This is a genomic window from Paenibacillus marchantiophytorum (genome assembly GCF_014640555.1).
In the GTDB taxonomy this organism is placed as follows: Bacteria; Bacillota; Bacilli; order Paenibacillales; family NBRC-103111; genus Paenibacillus_E; species Paenibacillus_E marchantiophytorum.
The window spans coordinates 230,485-255,689 of sequence record NZ_BMHE01000003.1; the positions used below are offsets into that span (position 1 = coordinate 230,485).

21 protein-coding genes, 2 pseudogenes and 1 riboswitch are annotated in these 25,205 nt (G+C 44.2%); of the genes and pseudogenes, 2 read left to right on the forward strand and 21 right to left on the reverse strand.

Annotated features, from left to right (window positions below):
• Nucleotides 1-131 precede the first annotated feature (131 nt).
• The 7 genes from IEY34_RS04935 to IEY34_RS04965 all read right to left on the reverse strand — a co-directional run bounded on the left by IEY34_RS04935 (nt 132) and on the right by IEY34_RS04965 (nt 7,832).
• On the reverse strand, nt 132-1,094 hold the full coding sequence (locus tag IEY34_RS04935) for a DUF4871 domain-containing protein (RefSeq protein ID WP_189008422.1): 963 nt from the start codon (nt 1,092-1,094) through the stop codon (nt 132-134).
• A 2-nt stretch (nt 1,095-1,096) separates the two neighbouring features.
• Nucleotides 1,097-1,648 (reverse strand): RNA polymerase sigma factor, encoded by a 552-nt coding sequence (locus tag IEY34_RS04940; protein WP_229757474.1) that lies wholly within the window; start codon nt 1,646-1,648, stop codon nt 1,097-1,099.
• Nucleotides 1,649-1,775: 127 nt separating this feature from the next.
• Nucleotides 1,776-3,134 (reverse strand): NAD(P)-binding domain-containing protein, encoded by a 1,359-nt coding sequence (locus tag IEY34_RS04945; protein WP_189008425.1) that lies wholly within the window; start codon nt 3,132-3,134, stop codon nt 1,776-1,778.
• Between the two features lie 63 nt (nt 3,135-3,197).
• On the reverse strand, nt 3,198-3,539 hold the full coding sequence (locus IEY34_RS04950) for an ArsR/SmtB family transcription factor (RefSeq protein WP_189008428.1): 342 nt from the start codon (nt 3,537-3,539) through the stop codon (nt 3,198-3,200).
• Between the two features lie 749 nt (nt 3,540-4,288).
• Entirely contained in the window at nt 4,289-4,984 is a 696-nt protein-coding gene (locus IEY34_RS04955; RefSeq protein WP_189008431.1) for an SDR family oxidoreductase, read from the reverse strand.
• 129 nt (nt 4,985-5,113) lie between these two features.
• Complete coding sequence (locus IEY34_RS04960) at nt 5,114-6,664, reverse strand: PucR family transcriptional regulator (RefSeq protein ID WP_189008434.1); 1,551 nt, start codon at nt 6,662-6,664, stop codon at nt 5,114-5,116.
• Nucleotides 6,665-6,752: 88 nt separating this feature from the next.
• Nucleotides 6,753-7,832, reverse strand: a complete 1,080-nt coding sequence (locus IEY34_RS04965; RefSeq protein WP_189008437.1) for an S-methyl thiohydantoin desulfurase family protein — start codon at nt 7,830-7,832, stop codon at nt 6,753-6,755.
• A 279-nt stretch (nt 7,833-8,111) separates the two neighbouring features.
• On the opposite strand from IEY34_RS04965, the gene IEY34_RS04970 reads away from it, so the two are divergent.
• Nucleotides 8,112-9,428 (forward strand): purine-cytosine permease family protein, encoded by a 1,317-nt coding sequence (locus IEY34_RS04970; protein WP_189008439.1) that lies wholly within the window; start codon nt 8,112-8,114, stop codon nt 9,426-9,428.
• 14 nt (nt 9,429-9,442) lie between these two features.
• On the forward strand, nt 9,443-9,607 hold the full coding sequence (locus tag IEY34_RS04975) for a helix-turn-helix transcriptional regulator (protein WP_189008442.1): 165 nt from the start codon (nt 9,443-9,445) through the stop codon (nt 9,605-9,607).
• Nucleotides 9,608-10,152: 545 nt separating this feature from the next.
• On the opposite strand, the gene IEY34_RS04980 is transcribed toward IEY34_RS04975, so the two are convergent.
• From IEY34_RS04980 to IEY34_RS05045, 14 genes and pseudogenes are all read right to left on the reverse strand, one after another.
• Nucleotides 10,153-11,442: an amidohydrolase gene (locus tag IEY34_RS04980; RefSeq protein ID WP_189008444.1), complete on the reverse strand. Its 1,290-nt coding sequence runs from the start codon at nt 11,440-11,442 to the stop codon at nt 10,153-10,155.
• A gap of 58 nt (nt 11,443-11,500) precedes the next feature.
• Nucleotides 11,501-12,415, reverse strand: a complete 915-nt coding sequence (locus IEY34_RS04985) for a GNAT family N-acetyltransferase (RefSeq protein ID WP_189008447.1) — start codon at nt 12,413-12,415, stop codon at nt 11,501-11,503.
• A gap of 3 nt (nt 12,416-12,418) precedes the next feature.
• Nucleotides 12,419-13,144: an AAA family ATPase gene (locus IEY34_RS04990; RefSeq protein WP_189008450.1), complete on the reverse strand. Its 726-nt coding sequence runs from the start codon at nt 13,142-13,144 to the stop codon at nt 12,419-12,421.
• Nucleotides 13,145-13,305: 161 nt separating this feature from the next.
• On the reverse strand, nt 13,306-13,956 hold the full coding sequence (locus IEY34_RS04995) for a CAP domain-containing protein (RefSeq protein ID WP_444544024.1): 651 nt from the start codon (nt 13,954-13,956) through the stop codon (nt 13,306-13,308).
• 5 nt (nt 13,957-13,961) lie between these two features.
• Nucleotides 13,962-14,095, reverse strand: a riboswitch (cyclic di-AMP (ydaO/yuaA leader).
• A 181-nt stretch (nt 14,096-14,276) separates the two neighbouring features.
• The gene (locus tag IEY34_RS05000; protein WP_189008455.1) at nt 14,277-15,491 is read right to left on the reverse strand and encodes a M20 metallopeptidase family protein; all 1,215 of its coding nucleotides are present in this window, start codon (nt 15,489-15,491) and stop codon (nt 14,277-14,279) included.
• Between the two features lie 281 nt (nt 15,492-15,772).
• Nucleotides 15,773-16,066 (reverse strand): annotated as a pseudogene (locus IEY34_RS38080) (LLM class flavin-dependent oxidoreductase); the annotation flags it as partial.
• Nucleotides 16,067-16,422: 356 nt separating this feature from the next.
• Nucleotides 16,423-17,136 carry a 2OG-Fe(II) oxygenase gene (locus IEY34_RS05010; RefSeq protein WP_189008461.1) on the reverse strand — a complete coding sequence of 238 codons (714 nt, stop codon included), beginning with the start codon at nt 17,134-17,136 and terminating at the stop codon, nt 16,423-16,425.
• Nucleotides 17,137-17,257: 121 nt separating this feature from the next.
• Nucleotides 17,258-19,717: a S9 family peptidase gene (locus IEY34_RS05015; protein WP_189008463.1), complete on the reverse strand. Its 2,460-nt coding sequence runs from the start codon at nt 19,715-19,717 to the stop codon at nt 17,258-17,260.
• A gap of 158 nt (nt 19,718-19,875) precedes the next feature.
• Nucleotides 19,876-20,424, reverse strand: coding sequence for a hypothetical protein (locus tag IEY34_RS05020; protein ID WP_189008466.1), 549 nt, complete (start codon nt 20,422-20,424; stop codon nt 19,876-19,878).
• Between the two features lie 526 nt (nt 20,425-20,950).
• Nucleotides 20,951-21,580, reverse strand: coding sequence for an ABC transporter substrate-binding protein (locus tag IEY34_RS05025; RefSeq protein WP_189008470.1), 630 nt, complete (start codon nt 21,578-21,580; stop codon nt 20,951-20,953).
• Nucleotides 21,568-22,605, reverse strand: a complete 1,038-nt coding sequence (locus IEY34_RS05030; protein ID WP_189008473.1) for a helix-turn-helix transcriptional regulator — start codon at nt 22,603-22,605, stop codon at nt 21,568-21,570. Before IEY34_RS05030 ends, IEY34_RS05025 begins: the two co-directional genes overlap by 13 nt.
• A gap of 124 nt (nt 22,606-22,729) precedes the next feature.
• Entirely contained in the window at nt 22,730-23,695 is a 966-nt protein-coding gene (locus tag IEY34_RS05035; protein WP_189008476.1) for an ABC transporter substrate-binding protein, read from the reverse strand.
• Nucleotides 23,696-23,875: 180 nt separating this feature from the next.
• Nucleotides 23,876-24,445, reverse strand: a complete 570-nt coding sequence (locus IEY34_RS05040) for a CBO0543 family protein (protein WP_189008478.1) — start codon at nt 24,443-24,445, stop codon at nt 23,876-23,878.
• Between the two features lie 100 nt (nt 24,446-24,545).
• Nucleotides 24,546-24,910: pseudogene (locus IEY34_RS05045) on the reverse strand (FAD-dependent oxidoreductase); the annotation flags it as partial.
• Between the last annotated feature and the right edge of the window lie 295 nt (nt 24,911-25,205).

The following is a 25,205-nucleotide window of genomic DNA, read 5'->3' on the forward strand; positions in this document are numbered from 1 at the left end:
ATGGGACAAAAAGTTTACCAAAGGAAACAATGTAATTTAACTATAAGCTGAAAGTTATGGTTTGTAAACCTATTTTTCACTTGGAAAAACAGATAAATATTGAGCATCCAAAATCCTTGCGCGATAGGAACCTATTTAACTTCTACAACAATCGGATCAAGCAATCGGCCATGTACATATGGCAGCAAACGCCAACGTCCAACTTCTGGCAGCATCATCAACGTAGGCGCATGACGATCGGCTCCATTTAGTTCTCCGGCCAAGGCATTCGATGAAGCCAACGGATTTGAAGAGAAAACATCGATAATGTTATCTGAACCTTCTTTCACCGCTTTTATCTGGAAGGGGCCGTTTAGTTGATCTTCATTTCCCCAGAAATGCCACATATATTTTTGTTCGTTACCAGCAATAAATCCAGCATCAATAAAGCCAATCTTCTGCTCTGTCCCCCGCATGAAGTAATTGTCTGACACGAACTGCGGGCTGATCTCCCATAAAGGACTATCCAAATACACTGTCACATTACCATACATCTTCTCGTCCAGTAACACATCTATTCGCCACATCCCTTCAAGCGGAAGTGCGAATCGCAGAGCATACCTGTCAAGCCCAGGATAACCATTACTAGGAGTTGCAATTTTATCGGATGAGATCGTCTCTTGACTTCCAGATTGGAGGTGTACGGCTTGAATCACCATTATTTTCCCAATAAAGGTCTCCATCGGAGCCTCAAAGTGAAGGATATATCCGTTTGTTTCGCCTGCTCTTGCATTTGGCTGAGGAGCGATTGAAAATAACAAACGTCCGTGATCATAGTATTCTTTCCGCTCGCTCAAACTTACCTTGGCCTTATGTGTATTCAGAAAACCAGTACCTACTGTAAAAGCTTCCTCTATTTTCCCTGACAAACCACCTATGAGCAGTACAATCGCTAATGTTAACGCAGCAGCAACCACTTTGTAAATGCGCCTATTATCACGACGTGTTTCACTAACACGATGAATGACTTTATTCTTCAATTTCATTGTAAAATGTCGATCTGTAAAAGGTGATTCTGCCATTTCTTCCGCCCAGACAGGTTTTTTACCGCTCATAGCTATTCCTCCTCCTGATTTGGGGCCAACAGTTCATTCATTTTCTTCTTTGCACGATAAGATCTTGATTTGACAGTACCTACGGAAACCCCTAATAACTTCGCTATCTCATTCAATTTAAGCCCATAATGGTAATCCAGCACTAACACTTCCCTATATTTCCGTGGCAATGTCATCACTGTTCCCCATAAGTTGAGGTTTTCAATTCGATCAAATAACACCTGTTCAGCTGCCGGGGAGACACTTTTTGAATACAAACGATCAGTTAAAGTAACTTTCCGAAGAAATGCTCCTTGTAAATAATGAAGCGCTTTATTTCTCGTTATGGTAAGTAACCAACTTTTTACTGAACATTCCCCACGAAACGCATACATTCCCTTATACGCAGCTAGAAACACTTCTTGCGATAAATCGTCCGCGACATCTGGTCGGTGTGTCAAAAAGAAAGCAAAGTTCCACACATCATCCCCGAACTTATTCATTAAGTCTCTCAATACCAGGTCTCGGTCATAGCCCTTAACCAAATGCTTTAAGTATTCCAAATCGTTCGACAATGCGCTCACCTCTATAAATAGACCGAACAACACCCAAAAGGTTCCTTTTTCGTTAAAAAGCTTTCTCTAACCTGTAAAAAAAGGCGTACAAACTGTTGTCAGTTTGTACGCCTTTATGGACGTTTCATCATTCGTGCTTGCTCGAACCGTTACAGCATGAAGATTTTGACGTCTTTAATTGGGGGGCTGGTGAACAACAACTTGTGACATCGGCTCTAATACTGCATACCCCTGCTTCCGGCAGTCTAAGTTCCACTCTCTCTGCTGCTTCGCGATCTCCTGCAAGATAGGAGACAACGGAACGCACTTGTTCATACCCTGTGGCCATCAAAAAAGTTGGTGCTCTGCCATAGCTCTTTGCTCCGACAATGTAGAGGTCCTTTTCTGGTTGACGTAGTTCCTTCTCTCCATGTGGTCTCACAGTACCACAACTATGAACATTCGGATCGATCAAAGGTGCCAGTTCCATTGCACTTTCTAGACTAGGATCTGCCAAAACCCTAACTTCTCTTAGAAAGGAGAAATCTGGGCGAGAACCAGTATTGGCAACAATTTCATCAATCCCATCGATCCGTTGAAATTCACCATTCAAAGTTCCGATGACTTGAATTTTATCTTTATTCTTTTTTACCTCTTGCACAAAAAATGGCGTTATTATTTTCACATTGCCTGATTCGACAAGTTTTTGAATCCGTTTTCCGAGCTCTCCTCTTGCCGCAAGTTGATCTTGCTCCCTTCCTCCGTAAACATCTTCCAAGTTAGATTTTCTCAAGACCCAAACAATTTCAGTTTCCGGTACTATCCCCTTGAGTTCTCCAAGTTCCAATAATGTATTAATCGCAGAATGACCACTGCCCACAACAAGCACTTTCTTTCCACTATAACGATCTTTATGCTTATGAAGAATATCAGGTATTCCGTAGGATATTTGCTTACTGAAAGCTTGTTCTTCTGTTGTCCATACACCTTCAGATCGGATTGGATTGGGATTCGTCCAGGTCCCGGAGGCATCAATGACGGCTTTAGCCTTTACGATGCTACGTTCACCATTCATTTCAACGTGCAAAACAAACGGAAGATCCTCCCGGCCATGCGTTTTAACTTTATTTAAGCCTTCACGGCTCACAGCAACCACTTTGGCACTCAAGTATAGGAATGGTTTAATTTCGGGCAATTCAGCGAAAGGTGTCAAATAGTCTTTAACCATTTCTAATCCTGTGGGAATATCTAACGGATTCGGAGCATTCCAACCGTGTGAAATAAGCAATTGTTTAGCTGCTTTATCGATATTGTATTCCCATGGTGAAAAGAGGCGTACATGAGCCCATTGAAGGATGCTAGCTCCCACCGCATGACCAACATCAAATAGTACAAACGATTCCCCACGAGTAACTAGATGGGCTGCAGCGGCAAGACCTACAGGTCCAGCACCTATAATGGCTACTGGCAGTTGTGCTTTGGACAAACTGGAATATTGATTCATCATACGACCTCCAGGTTATAATTCAGTTCTATTAATCAAGAAAATTTGATTTATTAAACAAAAAAATTAAGATCCGCTCGGTTTAAAAATGCAGCACAATTGTTCTGAAAGCAGTGCATTAACTTCACTCGAATGGATTTCATAGTAACTCCAGGTGCCGATGATTTCTTTTGTAATAAGATTGGCATCCAACAAGATTTTTAAGTGATACGATAATTTGGATTGAGCCATTTCTACGATATCGCATAGATCACAAACACATGTTTTTCCACGTTGCGTTAGCTCATACATAATCTGCAGTCTCTTGCGGTCTGCTAACGCTTTAAACTTTGCTTCAAAGGTTTCGAAAAATGCCTCACTTGGAGCAGTCTTGGCTGTTACCTGATTTAAAGGAATGACGGTTTTCATTATTCTCACCCAATTCATTCATCAATATTTTTTGATCTAGATACATTATAACCCACTCTGCATTCTAATGCAATTACTTAATCAATTTTTCTTGATTAAGACATTTAGCCTAAATACCGGATTCCCTTCCCGGACAATTCGTTGCCAAATAACGGTTTTCAACAAACTAGCGGAACCTAGTTCCCTTTGGGCTTTGCAATGACAGAGAGTGTCGTGTGAAAAGGAACTATGATCCTCTATATGGCGGGAACTGGGGTAAACGTAGCCTGAAAGGGAACTGAGATCCGCTATTTAAGCGGAACCTACCGATTCCAACTGGGAAATGGTGACATAGCGGATCGTAGTTCCCTCTGGCGTAGAATATGGCGGTTTTCAGAATTATAGCGTACTGTAGTTCCCTCCAACTCGCGATCATGACACTTATTGCTATAAACGCGGCTTCACGTTCCCTTATCTCCGCGCGATAGCACAACTAGAGGATCTTATTCTCCCAAATACCAAGTCAATGAACCTTGAGGCAAGCCCAGGTCTCCTTACGAACTCAACGCCCTTTATTCGCTCCAAATCGCTCTTTCTGAAAATCTAATGAATGCCAGAAGCGCTATCTCAAACAAAAGAACACCTTTCCGCCTAAAAGCTGCTCGATAGCGCCAACTCCGTTCATTAAATCGCCAAAGTAGCCATTTTCTCAGCTATAAGCATCATTTAGTTCATTAGATGCGACGTGCTTATTTCTGTTAATTTAGCAATCAGCTTAAAACATAACCGCCATCGGGAAAGAGCGTACTCCCCGTCGTATAGCGATTTGTCATTAAGTAAACTACGGAATGCGCAACGTCTTCGACATCCCCCACTCGCTTCAACAGACACATCCCTTTATAGGCCTCGTAAGCTTCCGTCCGTTCTTTCTCTGTTCGGATGGTGCCAGGAGCAACCACATTAACGCGCACTGGAGCCAGCTCAATGGCCAGCGCTTTGCCCAAGCTTTCAATGGCGCCATTACAAGCTGCATATGAAGCAGCGCCAGGAATGGGTCTTTGCCCGGCTGCGCCTGACATCAGCACAATAGAACCACTCTGTGAGATATAGGGAACCGCATGCTTGGCAGCATAATACTGCGGCCAGAACTTTCCATTGAAACTGCTCTCAGCAATGTCCGAATCTGCCGATATAGGTCCGAGTACATAAGCGGCTCCAGGTGTGAACAGATGATCGAAATGACCCACCTTTTCAAAAAAAGCTTTGAGTGCTTCCTCATTCTTGTTATCCACTTGAATCACTTGAAGGGCATCACTATTGATTTCTGCTTTGGCTTTCTCCAATTTCTCTAACGATCGTCCAGCAATGACAACACTGGCGCCTTGCTCTATAGCTGCCTTAGCGGTCGCCAAACCGATGCCTGTGCTTCCGCCGATAATAATTACGCGTTTGTCTTTCAGTGTCATTATGATCTTCTCCCTCACTTATATGCTCTCAAACTATACTTCAAATATAGCAAGAAGGGCCCTGCCCTCCTATGGAGTGGGACCCAAAATAGATAGCCTCCATTTGGGCAGCGTCACAAAAGCAGCGTGTTACTTCCCTCTTACCCGTTTCAACTTCCAAAACCGAATCGCTAATACAAGCCTCAAATGAACCTCGGCGTCATTCAATTCTTTTTGCAAAATCTCTCTAATGCGCTCCAAACGGTATAAGACGGAATTCCGATGGATAAATAGCTCTTCGGCCACTTGTTTCGTATTACTTCCCAATCTTAAGTAGGCTTCCAAAGTAATTAATAAATTCGCTCCGAATTCCTGATCATACCCTTCCAATGGTGCAATGAACTCTTCATACAATACGTTTAATACGTGGTGATCAGAGGTGTCCATGAGCAATTGTTCGACTAAAACATCCTTGATATGAACAACCGTTTGCTTAGGCAAACTGATCTCTCCGATGGTCAAAGCCTTCTGAGCCTCTCGACAACTGTCAGCAATTCCGCTAATCCGCTCCCGGAAACTCCCTACTCCGCAAACGAAACGTATATCTTCATTGAAGCCATAATGATTCGCTTTGGTCAAAAGGTCCCTGACGAACTGTTCGGTTTCTTTGCGCTGGTTATCTATGTCCTTTTGAGCCAAGTGGCATAAGATCAGGAGCTGCCCGTTAATCTCTACCCCTTTGCGCGCAAAGCTTCCGGGGTTGTTAATCTCGCGCAGCAGCCAATGATTCAAATTATTGATCTTTTCATTGTCCATTGCTACTGAGCTTGAATTCTTCATGACAATGACATAAGGAAAGGAGCCGAGTGGGATACCCAGGCGTTTGGCCCGATAATTCAGCAGCTCTTCCTGATGGTTGGAACCCGACAACAGCTCGACTAGAAAAGCTTCCTGTTCCCGCTCCAGATGCAGCTGCTGGGATTGCCGAATTGTAAATTCCAGAGCTAATACGGTAATCGCATGTTCCAGACAGCTTATCTCGAAATGATCCTGCTCTCCCAGCTTGCGCGTGATGGCCAAATAACCAAACTTACGACTGCCTACGCGAACGTCGTGCTTCTCTGCTATGTTCGCTTTGGCGAAATTGATCGTGCCGCTTTCTATTTCTCCCTGGCTGTTGACTACCGCGGCTTCGCATTGCAGGAGCTGACCAATCAATATAACAAGTTCAGTCGTCCTTCGGTTCAATACTAAATTCGTAAACTGCTGATTCACTTCACGCAGTTCGCGAAGCATATAAGCTTGTCGCTGAAGAATCTGATCTAGAATGGATCGAGTCATGTCCATGAAAGGAACTTCAAGTGGAATATCAAATAAAGGAATGTTATACAAATTACTTTTGTAAATAGCTTCCTCAGGCACCTCTTGAAGAAACCGCCTCGTCTTAATGCCAACCGCAGAGCCGCCGACCCTATGCATCTCATCAAGCAAACCGCACAGCATGGTAGGCTCGTGACGGAAAGAATATCCTGTCGTGAGGATAAGTTCATTGGGTCGCAGCCAACCTGTCAGATCCGGCATCTCCATGCTATCGATATAATAAATTTCATTCGTTACGCCGGCTTGCCCACCGATAATTTTGGCATCTCGAAACAAGGGCATTTGCAGCAAATGCTGCACAGTAAAAGGGGTGTTCTCCATACGCTCACCTCAAGTAAATGGTTAACTCGATGTTACCACAATTTCAATAGAAAGCTAGATTGATCCTAGTGGTGGGTGAGCGGATTGGTCAACGAGTTGATCTTCCTTCCGAATGATAAGCATTTATGGGTTTGCCAATAACCTCTTCAATCGATTGCAGCAAGTCAGATCTACTCATTGTAGTGCTTAGCAGCAGCTTACTTTTGGGCAAATAAATGATGGCGACGGCTTGGCCCTTGGTAATGGCTGCGGAAACGAGGGGTCTTGCCGTATTCGCATCAAGCGTCATGATTAAATCGGGAAAAGTCGCTAGCCGCTGCCCCTTATGTTCCAACGTCATATATTCGTTCCAAAATGTGAGTTCCCAATGTTCCTCGATCGTCACATGCCCAACATCGAAGCCTCCGTCGGTCTTCAGTGTGAACGCAGTAACAACACCGGACATGATAACCGTTCCGCCCAGTTTAGCACAAACAGCCTCAATGGCAGATTCGCCCTTATGGCTCAAAAGTGTTTCACCCAGTTCTATCGCCTGACTGATTGCTCCTGGCGCACCGTTTGCTGTCGCATAACCAACCGTCACCGGATTACGCGCGACAGCAACTAGCCCACCCGCGTCGATAGAAACTCTCCTCACTAATGTTGAGGCTTGCTCGATCGTTCCTGACACGACAACCTCCGTATATCGGTTAGCCTGCCCACCTACAGCCGCTTGATGAGAAACATATCCAAGTCTTTCGTGAAGGTTCATTGCTCCCATGATCGATGTAGGATGAGCGCGGCCATTACATGCCAAATCGACAACTGGAAGCCCTGTCACGACCGCCTGAAACCAACCATTCACCGTCGTGTTAGCGCCATTTTCGTTGGTGATGATGCCGTTGATCGGCTTTTTGACCCTGTCTGACATCAGTTCCATAGCTCTGACATAGTGAATAGGTTTCACAAATTTCTCCTTCGCAGCTGGCGCTCCGACAAGTGATGTCGTAAGGACCATGTCGTCCTCCATCAGCTCATCTACTGAGAAAAGTTGGGGTGAGCCTACTTCCAGTGCCAATCTTCCCAGTTTCAGACCGTCTTCGATCCACCCGCCTCCGCCTCCGCCAAGAATAGCGCCGCCATATACAGCGAATTCCATCATCCGTTCATCCAAATATGTCTTCGCCATTTGTATTCCCTACTTACCTTTATTTTTTTGGAAACCCGCGACTGTATGTACATCTAAACGATATTTACAACCAAACTATATCAAAAGCCAACTTTCCTTCCTATGGAAAGCCTCCCAAATGCAAGACCTCCTTTTTAGGCGTCCCCACAATGACCCAGAGCCTGGAAACTGTGCACCCGCACAAGTGAACGTGGCTACGTTTGTTCGTTACAATATATTAAATTGTTCACACAAATTTTATAATTCAGAGGAAAATACAAACGCTGGAGGATGATTGTAATGACCCAACATGCCCCTAAATCAGATGACTTCTCTCTTGTAAGGGTACCTGCCCATGCCAGACTACCGATGTGGGAAGTTCTGCTTGTTCGAATTGGCGCGCTAACTTGTATCTCTCAATTCATGCTTGGTGCTGCCCTTGGTTATGGTATGACATTTTGGCAAGCTTTCTGGGCGACTATGTTTGGCAGTATCATCCTGCAGGTCGTTAGCGTGCTGCTTGGGATTGCAGGAGCCCGCGAAGGATTGTCAACCAGCATGTTAGCCCGGTGGGCTGGATTCGGAAAATACGGCTCGGGTTTAATAGGCGCTATATTTGCTATTAGCCTCGCAGGTTGGTTCGGCATTCAGAACTCCGTATTTGCCCAAGGCGTCGATCAAGCCCTCGGAGGCAAGCTGGGATTTCCTTTATCCGCTGCCCTAACTGGGCTATTTGTAACCATCATCGTTATTTTCGGCTTCAAATGGCTCAGCTGGACAGCGAAAATTGCCGTCCCGGGATTTCTGCTCGTGATGGCTTACGGCATTTACAAAGTTTTGGAAAACCACTCGCTTTCAAGCCTAATATCCTCGCCAGCTCCAGGTCCCGCACTGTCGATTAGCGCAGCTACAACGATCGTTGCTGGCGGCTTCATCGTAGGCTGCGTCATCACTCCCGATATAAGCAGATATTGCCGTTCCAGTAAAGATGTATTCGGAATGACCGTGATTGGCATCTTCCTCGGTGAACTGGGTGTCAATATGATTGCCGTACTCATGGCCCATGCGATAAAAAGCAATGACATTATGACAATCGTTCTCCAGCTAACCGGCTTGTTCGGCGCCGTTCTGGTTACTTTTGCAACCATCAAAATTAATGACATTAACCTTTACTCCTCTTCGCTCGGCTTCACCAATGCCATCCATACCTTGTTTAAAGTTAAAACCAACCGAGCCATCGTCACATTAGTCGTGGGAATATTTGGAACCGCTTTATCTATCATGGGAATCTTGGATCAATTTATCGGCTTCTTAATCCTGCTAGGTATATGTGTCCCCCCCATTCCTGGAATCATAATAGTCGACTATTATATTCTGAAACGCAGCCGCAAAATTCTGGACGAGAGTCGCCGTCTAGGCACATTGCCTTCAGAATCTGAGAACTTCCATCCGATTATGCTCGTGGCTTGGGGGATTGGCATCCTGGCAGGATACTACATTGACGCTGGTATTCCGTCGGTCAATGCTATCCTAGCCACTGGTTTATCTTATTACATCGGCATGAAGCTGCTTCAATCATTCAATCAAAGCAAGGTCAAAGTAGAAGAAGTCGTTTAACAGGGACTGCATGATTGTTGACGCGAAGAGGCTTATCCAAGCTCTTCAAAGATTATGTCGGAGAAGGGTTGCTCGATCGCATCAATAAATTCCGAATTGATAAGTCCAGGCCGCTTCTAAGACAACACGAGCAGTCTGTCGGCGATGCCGCGTATGGCATAGGGAAATATAAGAGTTGATCGATAGGAAAGATTGGGAGAAAAAGTGGTCCGAAGCGCCCGGAACAAGGTATATTTTGGGGTGAAAGCGGAGTTACTCCAACTGCCTAGCGCAGAGGGAACTACAGGGTGCTATTGTAGCCAAAAGTGGTATTATCAGGGGTTAAAGGGAACTACAGTACGCTATTTTGCTTTTTCGCGGGAAATTCAGCGTTTTTCGTGGAAATAAGACCCTGTAGTTCCGCTATGACCTCGCTTCCCTGCTTTTTGCCTAAATAGCACCCTATAGTTCCCTTACTAGGTTTGGTCGCAAACAAGTGGCTGATCTCTCAGGGAAGCGAAGCCAGTTTTCTTAACAATTCTAGTAGGGGATTCAAAAGGCATCACCGAGATTGCAGGTACGGTCGAATTATGCTAATTTCAGAGCACTCACCAGCATCATTCAACCCAGCATTCATCTTTGACTTATTACCATTTTCTCATAAAACACAGTATGGATCTGTTTAGCAAACTCAATTTCATCAGAATATAATAGCATCTTTTCAGCAATGACGTTTAGTTCTATTTCAGACTCCCTCTACGATTCGTTTCGCGCGAACAGCTACTTGCTTTAAAAGCTCATCTTCATCGATCGTCATTAATTTCCGGTTTCTCATAAGCACTTTTCCATTAACTATCGTTGTATCAACATCAGCTCCATTAACACTGTAGGCAAGGAGCGATTCAACATTATGAATAGGCTGCAAATGTGGTTTGTTCATATCTACGAGTATGATATCCGCTCTTTTTCCAATTTCTAGTGTGCCGACTTCATCTTCCATGTTTAACAACGAAGCACTTCCTGTTGTCGCCATTTGCAAAACTTGTCTGGCAGGCAGCACGGTTGGACTTCCACAATCTAATTTCTGCAACCAAGTAGCTGCCTTAATCTCCTCAAACATATCGATCGTTGTGGCACTTCCTGCGCCGTCCGTTCCCAGACCAACCGTAATTCCCTGATTCATCATTTCAAGCACTGGTGCTATCCCGCACCCTAACTTTAAGTTACTTACTGGGTTATGAGAAACACCTCCACGCATGCCTTTCAAGAGTCTAATATCCCGACGGTTTAGATGCACACTATGAGCTAACAGAACATGTAATCTTGCAAAAAGACCTTCATTATATAAATACTCTGTCGGCGTTTGGTTATATTTTTCCTGAATTTTTATTACTTCTTCTTTTGTTTCTGCCAGATGGATATGTATTGGAAGCTTGCGTTCTTCCGCAATATTCACAATATTTCTTAATGCTTCTGGCGGACAAGTGTATGGCGAGTGGGGTCCCAACATGGTTGTGATTCTACCATCCGCTTTTCCATTCCAACGTTCAACCAGTTCCAGCGCTTCTGTTAACCGTTTACCACCATCATCTTGAAGAAAAACCAATCCTCGCGTTAATGAAGCACGCATACCAACTTCTTGTACAGCTAAAGCAATTTCATTCATCTGGATATACATATCAGCAAAAGCCGTTGTTCCTGACTTGATCATTTCTGCCATCGATAGTTTGGCACCCCAATATATATCTTCAGGCGTCATTCTGGCTTCTGTCGGCAGCATTTTTTTCTCCAGCCAATCCATTAATTTCAGATCATCCGAAAAGCCTTTGAGCAAGCTCATAGGAGAATGTTGATGAGCATTAATCAAGCCAGGCATCGCAATCATGCCTTGGCCCTGGATCACTTCATCTACCTCATCCGTAATTACATTCCCTAACTTTCTAATCTTGTCATCTTCAACGAGAATGTCGCCTGTGATTGGTTGCTCCTCGCCGACCATCGTAAGGATGATTACATTCTTAATTAATATTTTCATAAAAAAACCTCCTAATAGGATTGATAATAGGAGGTTAAACTATGACGTAAGGTGAATGTCAATCGTTAGCAGATATTTTTTTGAAGTAATAACTTCGTTTGGCATAGGGGGTAAATCCATTTTTCTCATACAAATTAATCGCTTTAGTGTTAGTCGAACTGACACTTAGGGTTACTTCTTTAGCACCTGCCATTTGTAACCTATCTATGATTTCCAAAAGTAAATATGTTCCTATACCTTGACTTTGAGCATCTCGTCTAACAGCAAGCGTTGGAATTTGACCAACTTCGCCAACTAACTTCGCAGAAATGAACGCCACAGGCTCCCCCTTCATGTTACATGCCAACACATACAATTCAGAATTAAATTCAGAACTATTAAACTCATGAACCACACTTTCAGCCGTTTTTTTGCCATTAAATGCATCATTATAAATTGCTGCCCATGCCGCTGCATCCTTAATTGTAGGTGAACTAATGTAACAGCCATTCATTAAATGAGTAATATTAGGACTAGTGAGTTCTTTATTACTGAGTAACAGTACTACATGCCGCTTCTGCATATCATGCAAAAGTGCAGTTTCAAGCATCTCATCTGCTCTTGAATCCACCCTAAGAACGAAATTTAGCATGCTATTTTCTTTGCCGGCACATTCTTTTAAATGTTCCAGTATAAACTGGATCAGGATTGTGCCTATACCCTTTCCATGCCAATCGGCTTCAATAGCTACAAAACTATCGACTTTACTGCCATTTGCTGTTTCTACAAAACAAAGCGAGATGTACCCAATAATTTGTTCATAGCTGACAGCTACAAATGTATGGTCTCGACTCCTGGCTCCTGGATCATCTAAATATCGTTCAAATTCTTGGATGGTCATGCCCTTTTGTAAATTATATTCATCTCGATTAATCATATTGACGATGGACTCGGCGTCGGAAATGTCATATTTACGTATAGTTACATTCATCATTTTTCACATCTCATCATCTGCATCGCTGAACAAATCATCCAGGACCGATTTTCTATTTTCGAGAAACCGTCTTGTTAGGATGTAATGCAACGTGTCCTCATAGCGTATTTCAGCAATAGGATCTACATCAAAGTTAATAATCTGTGCATCCGGAAATCCAAGAAGTATCGGGGAATGCGTCGCAATGATGAACTGAGCTTCTTTCTCTAAATCCTTAATTACCCGCATTAATGCCAATTGCCTGGCAGGTGATAATGCCGCTTCCGGTTCATCGAGCAAGTAAATCGCCTTTTTCCAAAAACGATGTTTAAAAAGCGAAAGAAATGCTTCACCATGCGATTGCTCATGCAAAGAACGGCCGCCATAATACTTCAGGCTTTCGGGCAAAGTATCCAAATGAGAGGCAAAATGGTAAAAGGTTTCAGCTCTTAGGAAAAAGCCATTTGTGATCTTAGGCATCCACGAAAGTCGAATGTGATCCCCCAGAATGGAATGGGCAGCATCCACATCATAGTAGTTGTTCTTCCCGCCGCCAGCCGTATTAAAGCCGCTTTGATAGGCGATTGCTTCAAGGAGCGTTGATTTACCCGACCCATTTTCCCCAACAAGAAAGGTAACATTTGTTCGAAATGTTAGTGTATTCAAAGATTTTATGGCAGGTATGGAAAATGGATATGTTTTCGAATCCGCGTGTTCATTTTTTAGTATCTTAATGCTTCTCAAGTACATGAATTTCAACTCCAGATAAGACTTTATTAATAGTGGAAAATAAGCACATAATTATTATATCTTGAAGTTAGCCATTCTCAAATGAGAAAATCACATACACAAAGCCTGTAAGACAGAAAAACCAGCAAACCTTTGGGTTTGCTGGCACTATTTCAACATAATTAATTACTGATAAATTCCTGAACCCACTCACCATTGTAATAAGCAACGCCTATTTGGGTAAAGTTGGGGCTTAGGATGTTTTGACGGTGACCCGTGCTGTTCATCCATGCTTTCATAACGGCTTCAGGCGTTTGTTGCCCTTTTGCGATATTTTCACCTGCATAGGAATAACGTATGCCATAAGTGCTCATCATATCAAAAGGAGAGCCATACGTAGGCGAGGTATGATCAAAATAGCCATTATTGTACATATCTTTCGCTTTATCCAAAGCCATCGTTGTAAGTGCGCTATTGCTGGTCAAAGGACTAAGCCCCGCCTTCGCACGCTCCTGATTCACAATTGTAACGACCTGGCTAGCAAATGTTGCTTGCGATGGTGCTGTGGCAACCGGTGTTTTGGGAACAGGCGTTGCGCTCGGGCTTCCAGGTATATTCAATTTCATGCCTGACCAGATCACATTGGGATTGGTCACTTGAGGGTTAGCCTGAATCAGTGATGTAAGACTGATCCCATACTTTTGGGAGATTAACCACATCGTATCATTGCCGGATACCTGATAAGTCGATGATGCGGCCATCGCCGCGGTCGAACCCACTAGGAGGCTTAATCCTAATGCGCCGGTTACCATAAATTTTTTGTAACGTTTCAACATAAATCTCTCCTTTTTACGGCCTGCGAGGTTAGCTGTCGGATTCGGATCAAAGAGTAATCACCCGGTCGCTCACGCGACTTCACCCCAAAGAATGGTTCCCCCGTGCTTCATACTAAAGCTTCGGCCTTCTAAGTTTTTTTTGATCCAAAATGGATCCTATAAATTGTAACACGTGAAAACAATGAAATCATGATGCAATATTTCCCATTAAGGTTGTTTTTCAGTCTTATAAATGAGAAAACCCTCTCTTACACAACTTTAACGATGATTTGCAGCGTTAATGCCACAGTTTCTTTTCTGTACCGACAGTCGTCGAATTAACTATGCCCAAGCGCCTCTAACACGAATCGGATATGCATGCCTGCGCCAATGATCAGGGCCGACTCGTCCACATCAAAGCGAGGATGATGCAGCGGATGAACAATGCCAAGTTCTTCATTGCGTATTCCTAGGAAAGCGAAGGCACACGGGATTCGCTCTGCATAGAGCGCGAAATCTTCCCCCGCGAGACTTGGAGCCTCCAGCCACTCAACTTCTACGTCTCCGTTCACCGCTGCGCTTGCTGCCATCTGTACGATTTCCGCATTATTCAGGAGTGCCGTGCCTAGGCGGTAGCGGGAGTTATATGTCCCTCCGAAGGATTGAGCGACGGACTCGGCACGCGTTTCAAGCAAACTTTTCATTCGCTGAACGGCTTCATTGCCAAACGTACGGAAACTGCCCGTCACTTTCCCCGCGTCAGCAATCGCATTCAGCACCGTTCCCGCTTGCATCGTGCCGAAGGAAAGCACGGCTGGGACCAGCGGATTCCATTGTGTGGCTGCTGCTGTCTTGGCTTCAATGACGAACTGTGCTGTCATCACCAAAGCATCCACCGCCAGATGCGGTGTAGCATGATGACCCGAGAGTCCGTGGAACTCGTATGTAAAATGCGAAGAGGCGGCCATGATGTAGCCCTCCTTAAGCCCGATTGTCCCAGTGGGAAGGTCGGGCCAGACATGTAAAGCAAAACCTAGCTCAGCTTCGTCCAATACGCCGTCGTCGATGAGATCCCGGCTGCCGCTGATGAGGCTACCGTCTTCGGGACAGGGCCGTGCGCCTTCTTCGGCAGGCTGGAATACGAAAAGCACAGTTCCGCTCAAGCTCTCCGCTTCCCTGCTAAGCGCATACGCGGCGCCGAGAAGCATCGCTGTATGCGCGTCATGTCCGCAAGCATGCATGAAGCCGTCCCTCAGCGAGCGGTACGGCGTCTCCGTTTGCTCCTGGATAGGCAGAGCGTCCATATCCGCTCGCAGCATAATCGTGCGTCCGGGCTGTCCGCCTCGGAGGATGCCGACAACCCCGGCCTTGAAGCGCTTGCCAACATTGCGTCTTACCTCAAGTCCCCATTCCTCCAACTGTTGTGCGACAAGTGATGCGGTTCGTTCCACATCGAACATGCTCTCCGGATTACGATGCAAGTCGCGCCGTACCGTAATCATTTCGTTGTCCCAATTGTCCAAATGCGCTTTCAAACTTTGTGAAAGATTCATAGGTGCACCCCCTCATCTCGGCTTAGGTAGCTGTTGGTTGGAATCGCAAGCTCCAAGTTGCCTCGCAGTGTGTCGGCAATTGCGCCTTCAATCGTAACCAGATTCGCAGTTTCCTCGCGTTTACGTTCTGCTTCTTCCTGGGTTCGACCTACAATCAGACCAATGCCATGCATAGTAGCAATGTCATCTTCTGAGCGGCCATAAGCCTTGGCTCGAGCTTTTACATCACGGTAGAACTCCTTCGCTTTCTCGATGTCCTCATGTTCAGTTAATACAGCATCGGTTGACAGCGTGCCGACCAGTCCGATTCGGTTCGTCACAGCTTCCAGTTCTGAAAGAATCGTAATCGGCTCGAAGCGATTCAGGAAGTGGGGAATCGACTGTTCGTTAGTATAGAGGCCGTCAGCGATGAAGACCAAATCAAATTTACCTTTTTCCGCAATTTGAACTTGACGCTTATAGAATTCCAGACTGACGCTGGCATCCACCTGTGCGTCCGGATGCCGCCATAAGCCAATATGGGCGCCAACACCTTGTATCAGGGCACCGAATTTGAGCATTTTCTTCTTGGACATTTGTTCCCACGCTCCTAGTTGATATGACAGATCTAACTATTTCTCGCCAATAAACTTACTTATCCTATGTTAATAATAGGAATAACGCTTTGCCTATCTTAGCACCGCCTCTTCGTTGCGGTCTAATCGATTTTTTTATTTATAACTGGAAAAATAATCGAAAAATTTAATGATATTTTCAAAGGAAAATACGCTTAGATAATTTTTATAATTAAGTTAAACCATACATATACCTTCATATATGTATGGTTTGTTTCTATATGTATTCAAAAAAAAGCCATCCATTGAGCAAACCAGCTCGTCGGATAGCCAATCAACATGTATTCAATTGTGCAGCGATTCTCCATCTAAAGTTGCTATTTCGCATCATGAAAAATAATCCCTAAACTGTATCTCGTACCTGTTGTCACAGTACTTACACCATGTCGGAGTGTAGTTTTGTAATACCCGCGCGTTCCTGATTGGGGACGATGATTCGTAGGGAAGACCAGCCCCTCTCCTTGATCCAATGTGATGACATGGCCCCGACTTTGCGCCCTCGGCCTTTGCTCCACCAGTAAGAATTCCCCGCCTGAGAAATCTTCTTCTCTTTGATTCAGAGCGAACACCACCTGAAAGGGAAAGCACACATTCCCGTATAAATCCTGATGCAAACAATTGTATCCGCCTGTTTCATATTTCAGGATCAACGGGGTTGGCCGATTCTGTCCTTCTAGATGACATAGATCAAGGAATTCTGCTAATGTTGCCGGATACGTAGCAGGTTGGCCCAATTGCCCCAGCCAACGGTTAGCTGTTATCGCAAGTTCAGGGTATAAACCCTCTCGAAGCTGCAGCAGCAATGGTGGCAGCGGTGTATTGTAATATTTGTACTCTCCAATCCCAAAACGGTACCTTGCCATATCGATGGTCGTTCGAAAGCAATCCTCTTCCTCATATCCGCTGATGACATCCTCACAATCCTGTTTATTTAACAAACCAGGCAATTTGGCATACCCCTGTTCATCCAGCGATTGCTGGATAGAGTGCCAATTCAGATTTTCTAAACTTTGTTGCAGTTGCTTAGGCATGTTGCGTACCCCCCAGTTTATGAGCTGCTTATTTACTTCTGGGATCAGTATAACCGCAGCATTAAGTTTTTGTACGCATTCTCGAATGGATGAGCAAGATAACGAAAGAATGACAATTCGATTACGCTGGTTTTTTCTTATTTTTCACGTTTTGATTGAGAAAATGGATGAGTGCTTGATAGAAATCGCGTTCGTTTTCCACCTTTTGAAAACCATGACCCTCATTCCGCTTGAGCATATAAGGAACGTCTACATCCAGCTTGCGCAGCGCTTCAACCATTTGATCGGATTCCGCCCTATTCACCCTTGGATCATTCACGCCTTGCACAATCATCAGCGGTGATTTGATTTGACTCGCGTGCAGCAAAGGGGATACCATTTCGAGCTGCTTCTTATCTTTAATGGGGTCACCTACCTGTTGAACCATCTGTGAGCGATTAAGTTCCCAATATGGTGGAATCGTGTTCATGAAGGTTAGGAGATTCGAAGGCCCTACGTAATCAATACCTGCTGCGTACAAATCAGGCGTGAAAGCCATGCCGGCTAGTGTCGCATATCCACCATAAGAAGTTCCATATATCGCGATGCGTTCAGGGTCAGCTGTCCCCCTCTTGATCAGCCAGTTTACACCGTCGGTAATATCATTCTGCATCGCTTTGCCCCATTGTTTGTCACCGGCATGCAAGAACGCTTTCCCATAGCCTGTAGAACCGCGGAAATTCAATTGAAGCACGGCATACCCTTGGCTGGCCAACAGCTGAACTTCCATCTGATACCCCCATGAATCCCGAGCCCAAGGTCCTCCATGTGGATTGATAACTACAGGAAGTTTGTTAGGAGCAACGCCTTTGGGAAGCGTTAAGTAACCGTGAATAATTAAGCCATCCCTACTTTTAAAAGAAATCGGCTTCATGTCGGCCAGCTTAGACTCATCGATTTTCGGATGAATGTCATCTATTTTATCCAGCTTATCCGCCTTGCGGTCATATAAATAATAAGTGCCATATGATTTATCACTACCCGAATACAAAAGCAGTAGATTCTTATCCGGCGATCCGACTAGATTCCAATGGCGAGTATTCAGCTTGGCCTCAATTTTGTGCGACAGCTCTTCAAATTCTTTGTCCAAGTAATGCATTTTCATATCATCCGTCTCATAGGATACGGCAAGCATCGCTTTCTTCTTGTAGGAAACGATAAAATTATCGATATCGACTTCGTCATTCTCATAGATGACTTCTGTCTCTTTCTTCGTAATCGGATCAAATTTCACTAAAGCTTGCTTATCCCGTCCAACGTTTGAAGCAGCATAGATTTGTTCATTATTAAAGGAGAACATGACTGGAATAAAGGTATCTTTTGCGTCAAAAGTAGTAATTTTGTCAAAAGCTTTGTCCTCGTCTTCTCTATAAAGCAGGCTGGTCGTATCGCCGTCTCTGGCAATCGCAGTCCGAATTTCACCCCAATTATCAGTCTGCCAGTACACGACGTTCCCGGGGTTCTGTATCTGCAACTTGGTATCTCCGGTACTCAGCTTAACCCGATATACATCCATAACTTTGGGATCACGTTTGTTCATTGTAAGCAAAAGCTCAAAGTCGCTTTCTTCCTTAGCTGGCAGGATGTCAAGCAAATCTGACTTTACGTTGGTATAGGGAGTTAGGTCCATATCTCCCGAACCGTCAATGTGAACAGCGCGGATATGCTGATTTTCCGTTCCGCCGCTATCGACTGTATAGATGAGAATTTTGTCGGTAATCCATATTAAACTGTGAATGTTCTCATCCTTCGAGCTGGTGATTCGCGTGCTTTGCGTCTCCCCAACCTTTTGGATATGGACATTCATCCGATTCTCCCATGGCTGCAAGTAAGCCAGTGTTTTGCTGTCAGGCGAAAGCCTCATTGAAACCTTATCCGGCATCCGCACAAAGTCATCCAAAGAAACAAGACCTTGCGCTGTTTCTTCCTTTTGAGAAAGGGTACGATAAATAAATAAGACAAGCTGTGCACGGGTCACCTGGTTTTGCGGCATAAATTCCAATTGCTCCGTGATGAAGTTTTGTTTTAACTTCATGACGTCGTCGTGATGGACTTTGCCGATCGTTGTTTCATCTTTGAGCCATGCTTGAATGCCGTTATCTTGGAGTTGAAAAGCGCGAACGAGCAAACTCGCCATTTGTTCACGGGTTAGGGGAGAATCTGGCTGGTACAGCCCCTCATTGCCCTGCACAATGTTCTGCTCTTTCAAAGAATTGACCGCCTCGGCATAAGGACTCGTCACTTTCACATCCGTAAACGCGTTTAACGATTTCGGTTTATTCAGCTTGAGCGCCTTGCTCAGCCATAAGGCCGCATCTCCCCGTGTAACAGCGTCATCTGGATGAAAGCTTCCATCCTCAGCTGCACTAACGATTCCTTTCTGCTTTAGCACCGTGATTTCTTGACTTGCATAATAGTCTGTGGGCACATCCGGATAGGCGGTTGAGTCGCTGTTGGCCTGAACACCAGTTGGCAGCACAATAGCGGCAATCCAAACGGCTGCCACCATATGAACTATTCGTTTTCTAAAAGAAACTTTCATGTAAATCCCCCTGTAAAGTTGATACAACAAATGGACGCAATAGATTCCATTATATACCAGAGGATAGTAGATTCATAGACTCATAGAATGGATAATTCTAGGAGGTTCTGGCAACTCAAAAAGTGCAAGTTGACTGGCTTAGTCAGCTTGCACTTCGATTATAGAAAAGCGTGTATTACAAATAAACCTGCAAATGCCAGCCCAGAACGCAAATGCCATTTCCGATCTAACCGCCTATATCTGAACAAGCCCGAAACCGGAACCGGAAGTAATACCACAAGCGCAAGCAGTCCACTTAAATTATTGAAATCCAATTTGAAACCGTACATAAAGACGGCAGCGGCATGCAGTATAATTAGTGCGATTGCGATAATCGCAATTGGCGTGTGCCACCTTCTCACGAATCGCAGTAAAAAAACGATCGCTTTTTTGACATTAGCCATTTGATCCCAAATACGCAGTTTGATTATATACATAAGCACATAGTTGGCAAGAACGAAAAATAAAGCAAGTCTTGCATTAGATCCATAATTCTTAAACGTTTGTTCGAATCGACGGTTGTGCAAAGTTGCAGCGGGTAGATGTATCAGACTCCAGATTTCCCATAGAACAAACAAAATTGAAATAATAATGGCACTAAATACCCATATCCGTTCTCTTCGGGGGATCCAAGAAGATTTTATGGTGTTGGTTTCCCTTGTTGTCATGTGCTAAGTTCCCCCTTCAATTAAGATAGGACTACTATACCCGACTATTATTAAAATTAAATGAGAAAAGTTTTTATTCTTACCCTTAACTCAATTTCTCCTTTCTCTTATGCGTTTTCAAACTCGGAGCTAATGTGACATCAGCTGCCTTTCATGCTGGTTTTACCCCGTTCCCGCCAAATAGCGGATCATAGTTCCTTATCACACTAGGTTCTCTATCATCGCAAAGCCCAAAGGGAACTACGATCCGTTATAATGCTGAAAACCGCCTAATTTCACTCCAGTGGGAACTACGATCCGTTATTTCGCCATTTCCTGGTCGGAATCAGCATTTCCGCTTAAATAACGTATCTCAGTTCCCTTTCAGGCAACTTTCACCCCAGTTCCCGCCAATTAGCGGATCGTAGTTCCTTTTCACGCTAGGTTATGTTTCATCACTGCTAATGACCCTCCCTTTGCAAAATAGCAGGAGGGCTGCATCAAGGGAAATAAACCTTGATGAGCCCCGCTGGCAATATGACCTAATCTAAACGCTCTTGCGAAGAACATCCGGCAGCACGTTCAACAGCCGTTCCAGCGTAATTGAATCATCATAATTCCATTTGGCATCCATGAGATAAACAAGGTTATTTTGCACAGGTGAAAGTTCTCGCCATAATGGACTATTGACTAACAACTTGGCTGAATCCAAGGAGCACTGGTCTTCGCCCACGAGTAAAAATAACCGATCCCCGGCATAGGCCTCTATCATTTCAGCCGAAATCTCCTGATATTTAACCCCCATGTCCATCATGGCTCTGACTTTCTCTGAAGGTTTAAAGGCCAGAGGATGATGAAGTGTGAAAGAGAGTCCATGGTTCCCCATGACGTAAAGCCGCCCATCTACGACAACAATGACAGTTACCGTTTCATTCGCTTTGATATCTAGCCGATATTGGTTCCATAATGCCTTGGATTTGGACTTATAATTCTTGATCCACTTCTCAGCATGAGCTCTCTTGCCCAATACGGCCGCCATTAATCTAAGCTGCTCGAAGTTGGCATCTTCTCTGTCAAGAACCAGGGTCGGCGCAATCTGGGAAATGGGCGTTGCTCCGGTTTCAACCGTGTTGCAGTGGAAAATAAAATCGGGCGCGAGTGCTTTTATTCGCTCCAAATCCTCTTGGGTCCAATATCCATAATATGTTGGAGTTCATTGCGATAAACAACCTGTTTGCCGATTACCGTCAAATCAGCGCCGACTGGCCTCACGCCAAGCGTAAGCAAATTCCCCAAGGCATAACCAATCACAACAATCCTTGAATTCTGCAAGGGCAGCTCAATCTTAGATCCTAGCTCCTTCTGAATCATTACATGCCTCGGATCTGTACGCGCATATTGCTTGGGGGAAATTCCCATAGATTGCCGAAATCTACGGTTAAAATAATACTCATCCTTAAATCCTACCCGGTGCGCGATGTCTCTGAGGGGCGCATTAGAGAGCAGCAACAACTCTGAAGCACGCTTCATACGTACTTCAGTTAAATAATCCAAAGGTTTATAACCTGTGATAGCTTGAAAAATAGAACTATATTCCCAGCGCCTGACACCCGTTTGCTGTACAAGCTGTTCAACCGTAATATGTTCAATAAAGTGCTCTTCCAAATAAGCAACAGACTGCTCAACTGCCTGTATGGAATCTGTAGGAGTGCGCTTGCCTTGATGGCTTTCCAGCAAAAACAGCAGCAATTCTTGCAAACGAATTTGCTGCTTGAAACTCTCAAATAGCCCCCCATCTTCCCCTTTAGTGATGATTTGCTCCATCAGGTCTACGCATTTGATGAATGGTGTTGGGGTTATTGGATGCCCATAGGGCAAGTGCGGGTGTATAGAAAGAGGACTAATATTACCCAAGCGATGAATACTGAAAGTAACCCACAATCCAGCTAAGTCATCACCTTCTCGAGTATTAAATACTAATTTAGTTTCAGGGTGTGCAATCAAGCTTACTCCCGGCTTAATAGGTACAGCAACTCCGTCAATAAGGAGAGAACCGCGGCCTTCGGTAAAAGCAATGATTGCATGTCGCCCTTCTATTGGGCTTACATCTATCAATCCGCCAGTGCAATTCATCGAACCAACGGTACCTATGGAAAATAATAAATCATGAAGGATTTGTGCTTCCCTGACATCTTGATTCAATGGTGATCCTCCTGCAAAACTATTTGAGAATGGTTATCAATTATAGGTTTATTGTACCGAAAAAAAAGAAGCTTATCAACTCGAAGTTGAGAGCTTCCTACCTATCGATAACTTATATCACCAATTATTTCATTAATTTCGGAAGTTCATCTAATAATCGGTCCTTGGTAATCGGATCATCGAAGTTCCATTTCGTTGGGATGTAGTACACTTGTTTGTTGGCAACAGCTTTAATGGATTTATAAACCGAATCATTGGTAAAAGAATCTGACGCAGCTCTGGCTGCTTCATTATCATCCGTTAATACAAACAGATAGTCCCCTGCAAATTCAGGCATTACCTCGTTGCTTACATCACTGAATCTTTCATTCTTATCAATTAAAGTTTGTTTAACCTTGGGAGCAGGCTTGTAACCGAGTGTATCATAAAGGATGGTGGAGAACCCGCTATTCCCCATCACATAGAATTCTTTCCCTAAGCGAATGAAAACAGTGGCTGTTTCACCCTCTTTGACAGTTAACTTCCCTTTCATTCCAGCAACTTTCCCTTTGAAATCTTGTATCCATTTCTCTGCTGCTTGTTTCTTTCCTAGAATATCACCGATGACAAGCAATCGTTCAAAAGTAGGCAGCCTGTCATACGTAACCGTTGGAGCAATCTTATTCAGCGCGTCATAATCTGTAGATTTATAATAAGTGCCTCCACTGTCCATCAGGATTAGATCAGGTTCAAGTGAAAGAACCTTCTCCAGATTCGCTGACACGTCACCAATATCTTGAATACCCACCAACAAATCCGGATAAGCAACCTGTTTGGCAATAACTCCAAGCGCGGCACCTGCTGGTTTAATGCCTAATGCCAACAAATCTCCCAAGTCACTGCCTGTGTATACGATTTTTCTGGCTTGCGTTGGGATCACAACTGTATGACCTTTGGAATCTGTAATCATTTTAGTAGTTGCTTCTCCTTTAGGTTGCTCTGTGGCAACCGTTGGTGCTGATTCCTGAACTTTAGTTCCACAAGCTGCAACCAAAGCGATCATCAAAGTTGTTATTGCTAATAGGACGAAAAATCTACGTGCAGTTCTCATCTCGCTCTTTTTCCCCCAATAGTTAATTTATGAAGATAATGATAATCATTATCGTTGATAAGCATAATAAAATTTGCATTTCTTAGCAATGGAGAAACCTCATGATTTTTTTGGCACAAACCTCAGTTTACACATAAAAAACGGCTCAATTCGCATCAAGTGCGCATGAGCCGAGCCTGGTTACTGGTCCTTCGATTCAATTGGATCGAAATGTTTCAATCTAGTTAATAAGTGAGCTATGTTGAAGATTAAGAAATAGATACCGACGTCATATATATATTTCCAATTTTTCGGGTTATAGAAACCCGTCTTCGTGAAGAAAGGTTCCATCACATACGCGCAAACAAGTCCTAAAACAATCCCTTTAATAATTGGATTTATTTTCGGTTTTATTTGAATGGCAAACATAACGCCTACTGGAAGCATTGAAAAGTGATAAGGAAGAAATGTCGTTCCCGAACAAGGAATAAACTTGATCGGATACGACCATTTCCCCATGGATAAGGCAAACATATCGATGATTTGACCGAGTAGAATCGAACAAATACCAGCTAAAAGCAGTCTAAATGTGCTATCCTTCTTCTTATATTTCAACCAAATAAGCCATGGAACAATAAACAAGGCAATGCCCAGCCACCATCTCCATGTAAATATAAAGCTATGAATAATAGCATCATTAATCATTGTATTGGCTTCAACGATTTCCTGCTGTGCTTGTTCGACTTGATTAATTCCATCTTGTATCGTCATGCTAGTTACATCCCTTCTCCAATTGGACGCTATCCTCAAGCGTACATGTATTAGAGGATAGTTTATCCAGTTGAAGTGAAGATGATACAGCCTCTCACATATCAAGCGATTGTATTAACAGCACACGAAGAACGCCGCGGTCGATCTCAGGTCGATCCCCTTCCTGGGGCTCTGCCACCTCATCCAGATAAATTTTGCCGGTTTTATCGAACAGGCGGAAGTCCTGTCCCTCATACCTGGCCAGCGCTTCGAATTGGTCGATTAACCCCGCCTCTCGGAGTGCCTTTTGGCCAGAATCGTGATGAATTCCTAATGACCCGCCCTGCTCGGAGATTGTTCTCGTTCATAGACGACGCTCGCCACACCATGCTGCTGTAAAATACGCGCCAATGTTAACCCTCCAGGGCCTGCCCCTACGATAGCGATGCGTTGTTGTTGTTTTGTATTTGCTATTGTTGTTGTCATATGAATTTACACCTCGGAGTTAGATTTTGAATGCCTTGATCTATTTATACCATACGAACATTGTTCGTAAAGAGCCGGGGCAACCACTCGATCACTCCAAACCATTACAAAAAACCTAGCCCGGAGCTAGGTCACCAATTCCGTGTACCTTGAGGCAAACCTCAAGCCCCCCTAACGAACTCAATACCCTTTATTCGGCCAAAATCGCTCATTCTGAAAATCTAATGAACTCCAGATGCGCTATTTCAAGCAAATGCTCACCATTCAGCCAATAAAGTGCTCGTTAGCGCCAACT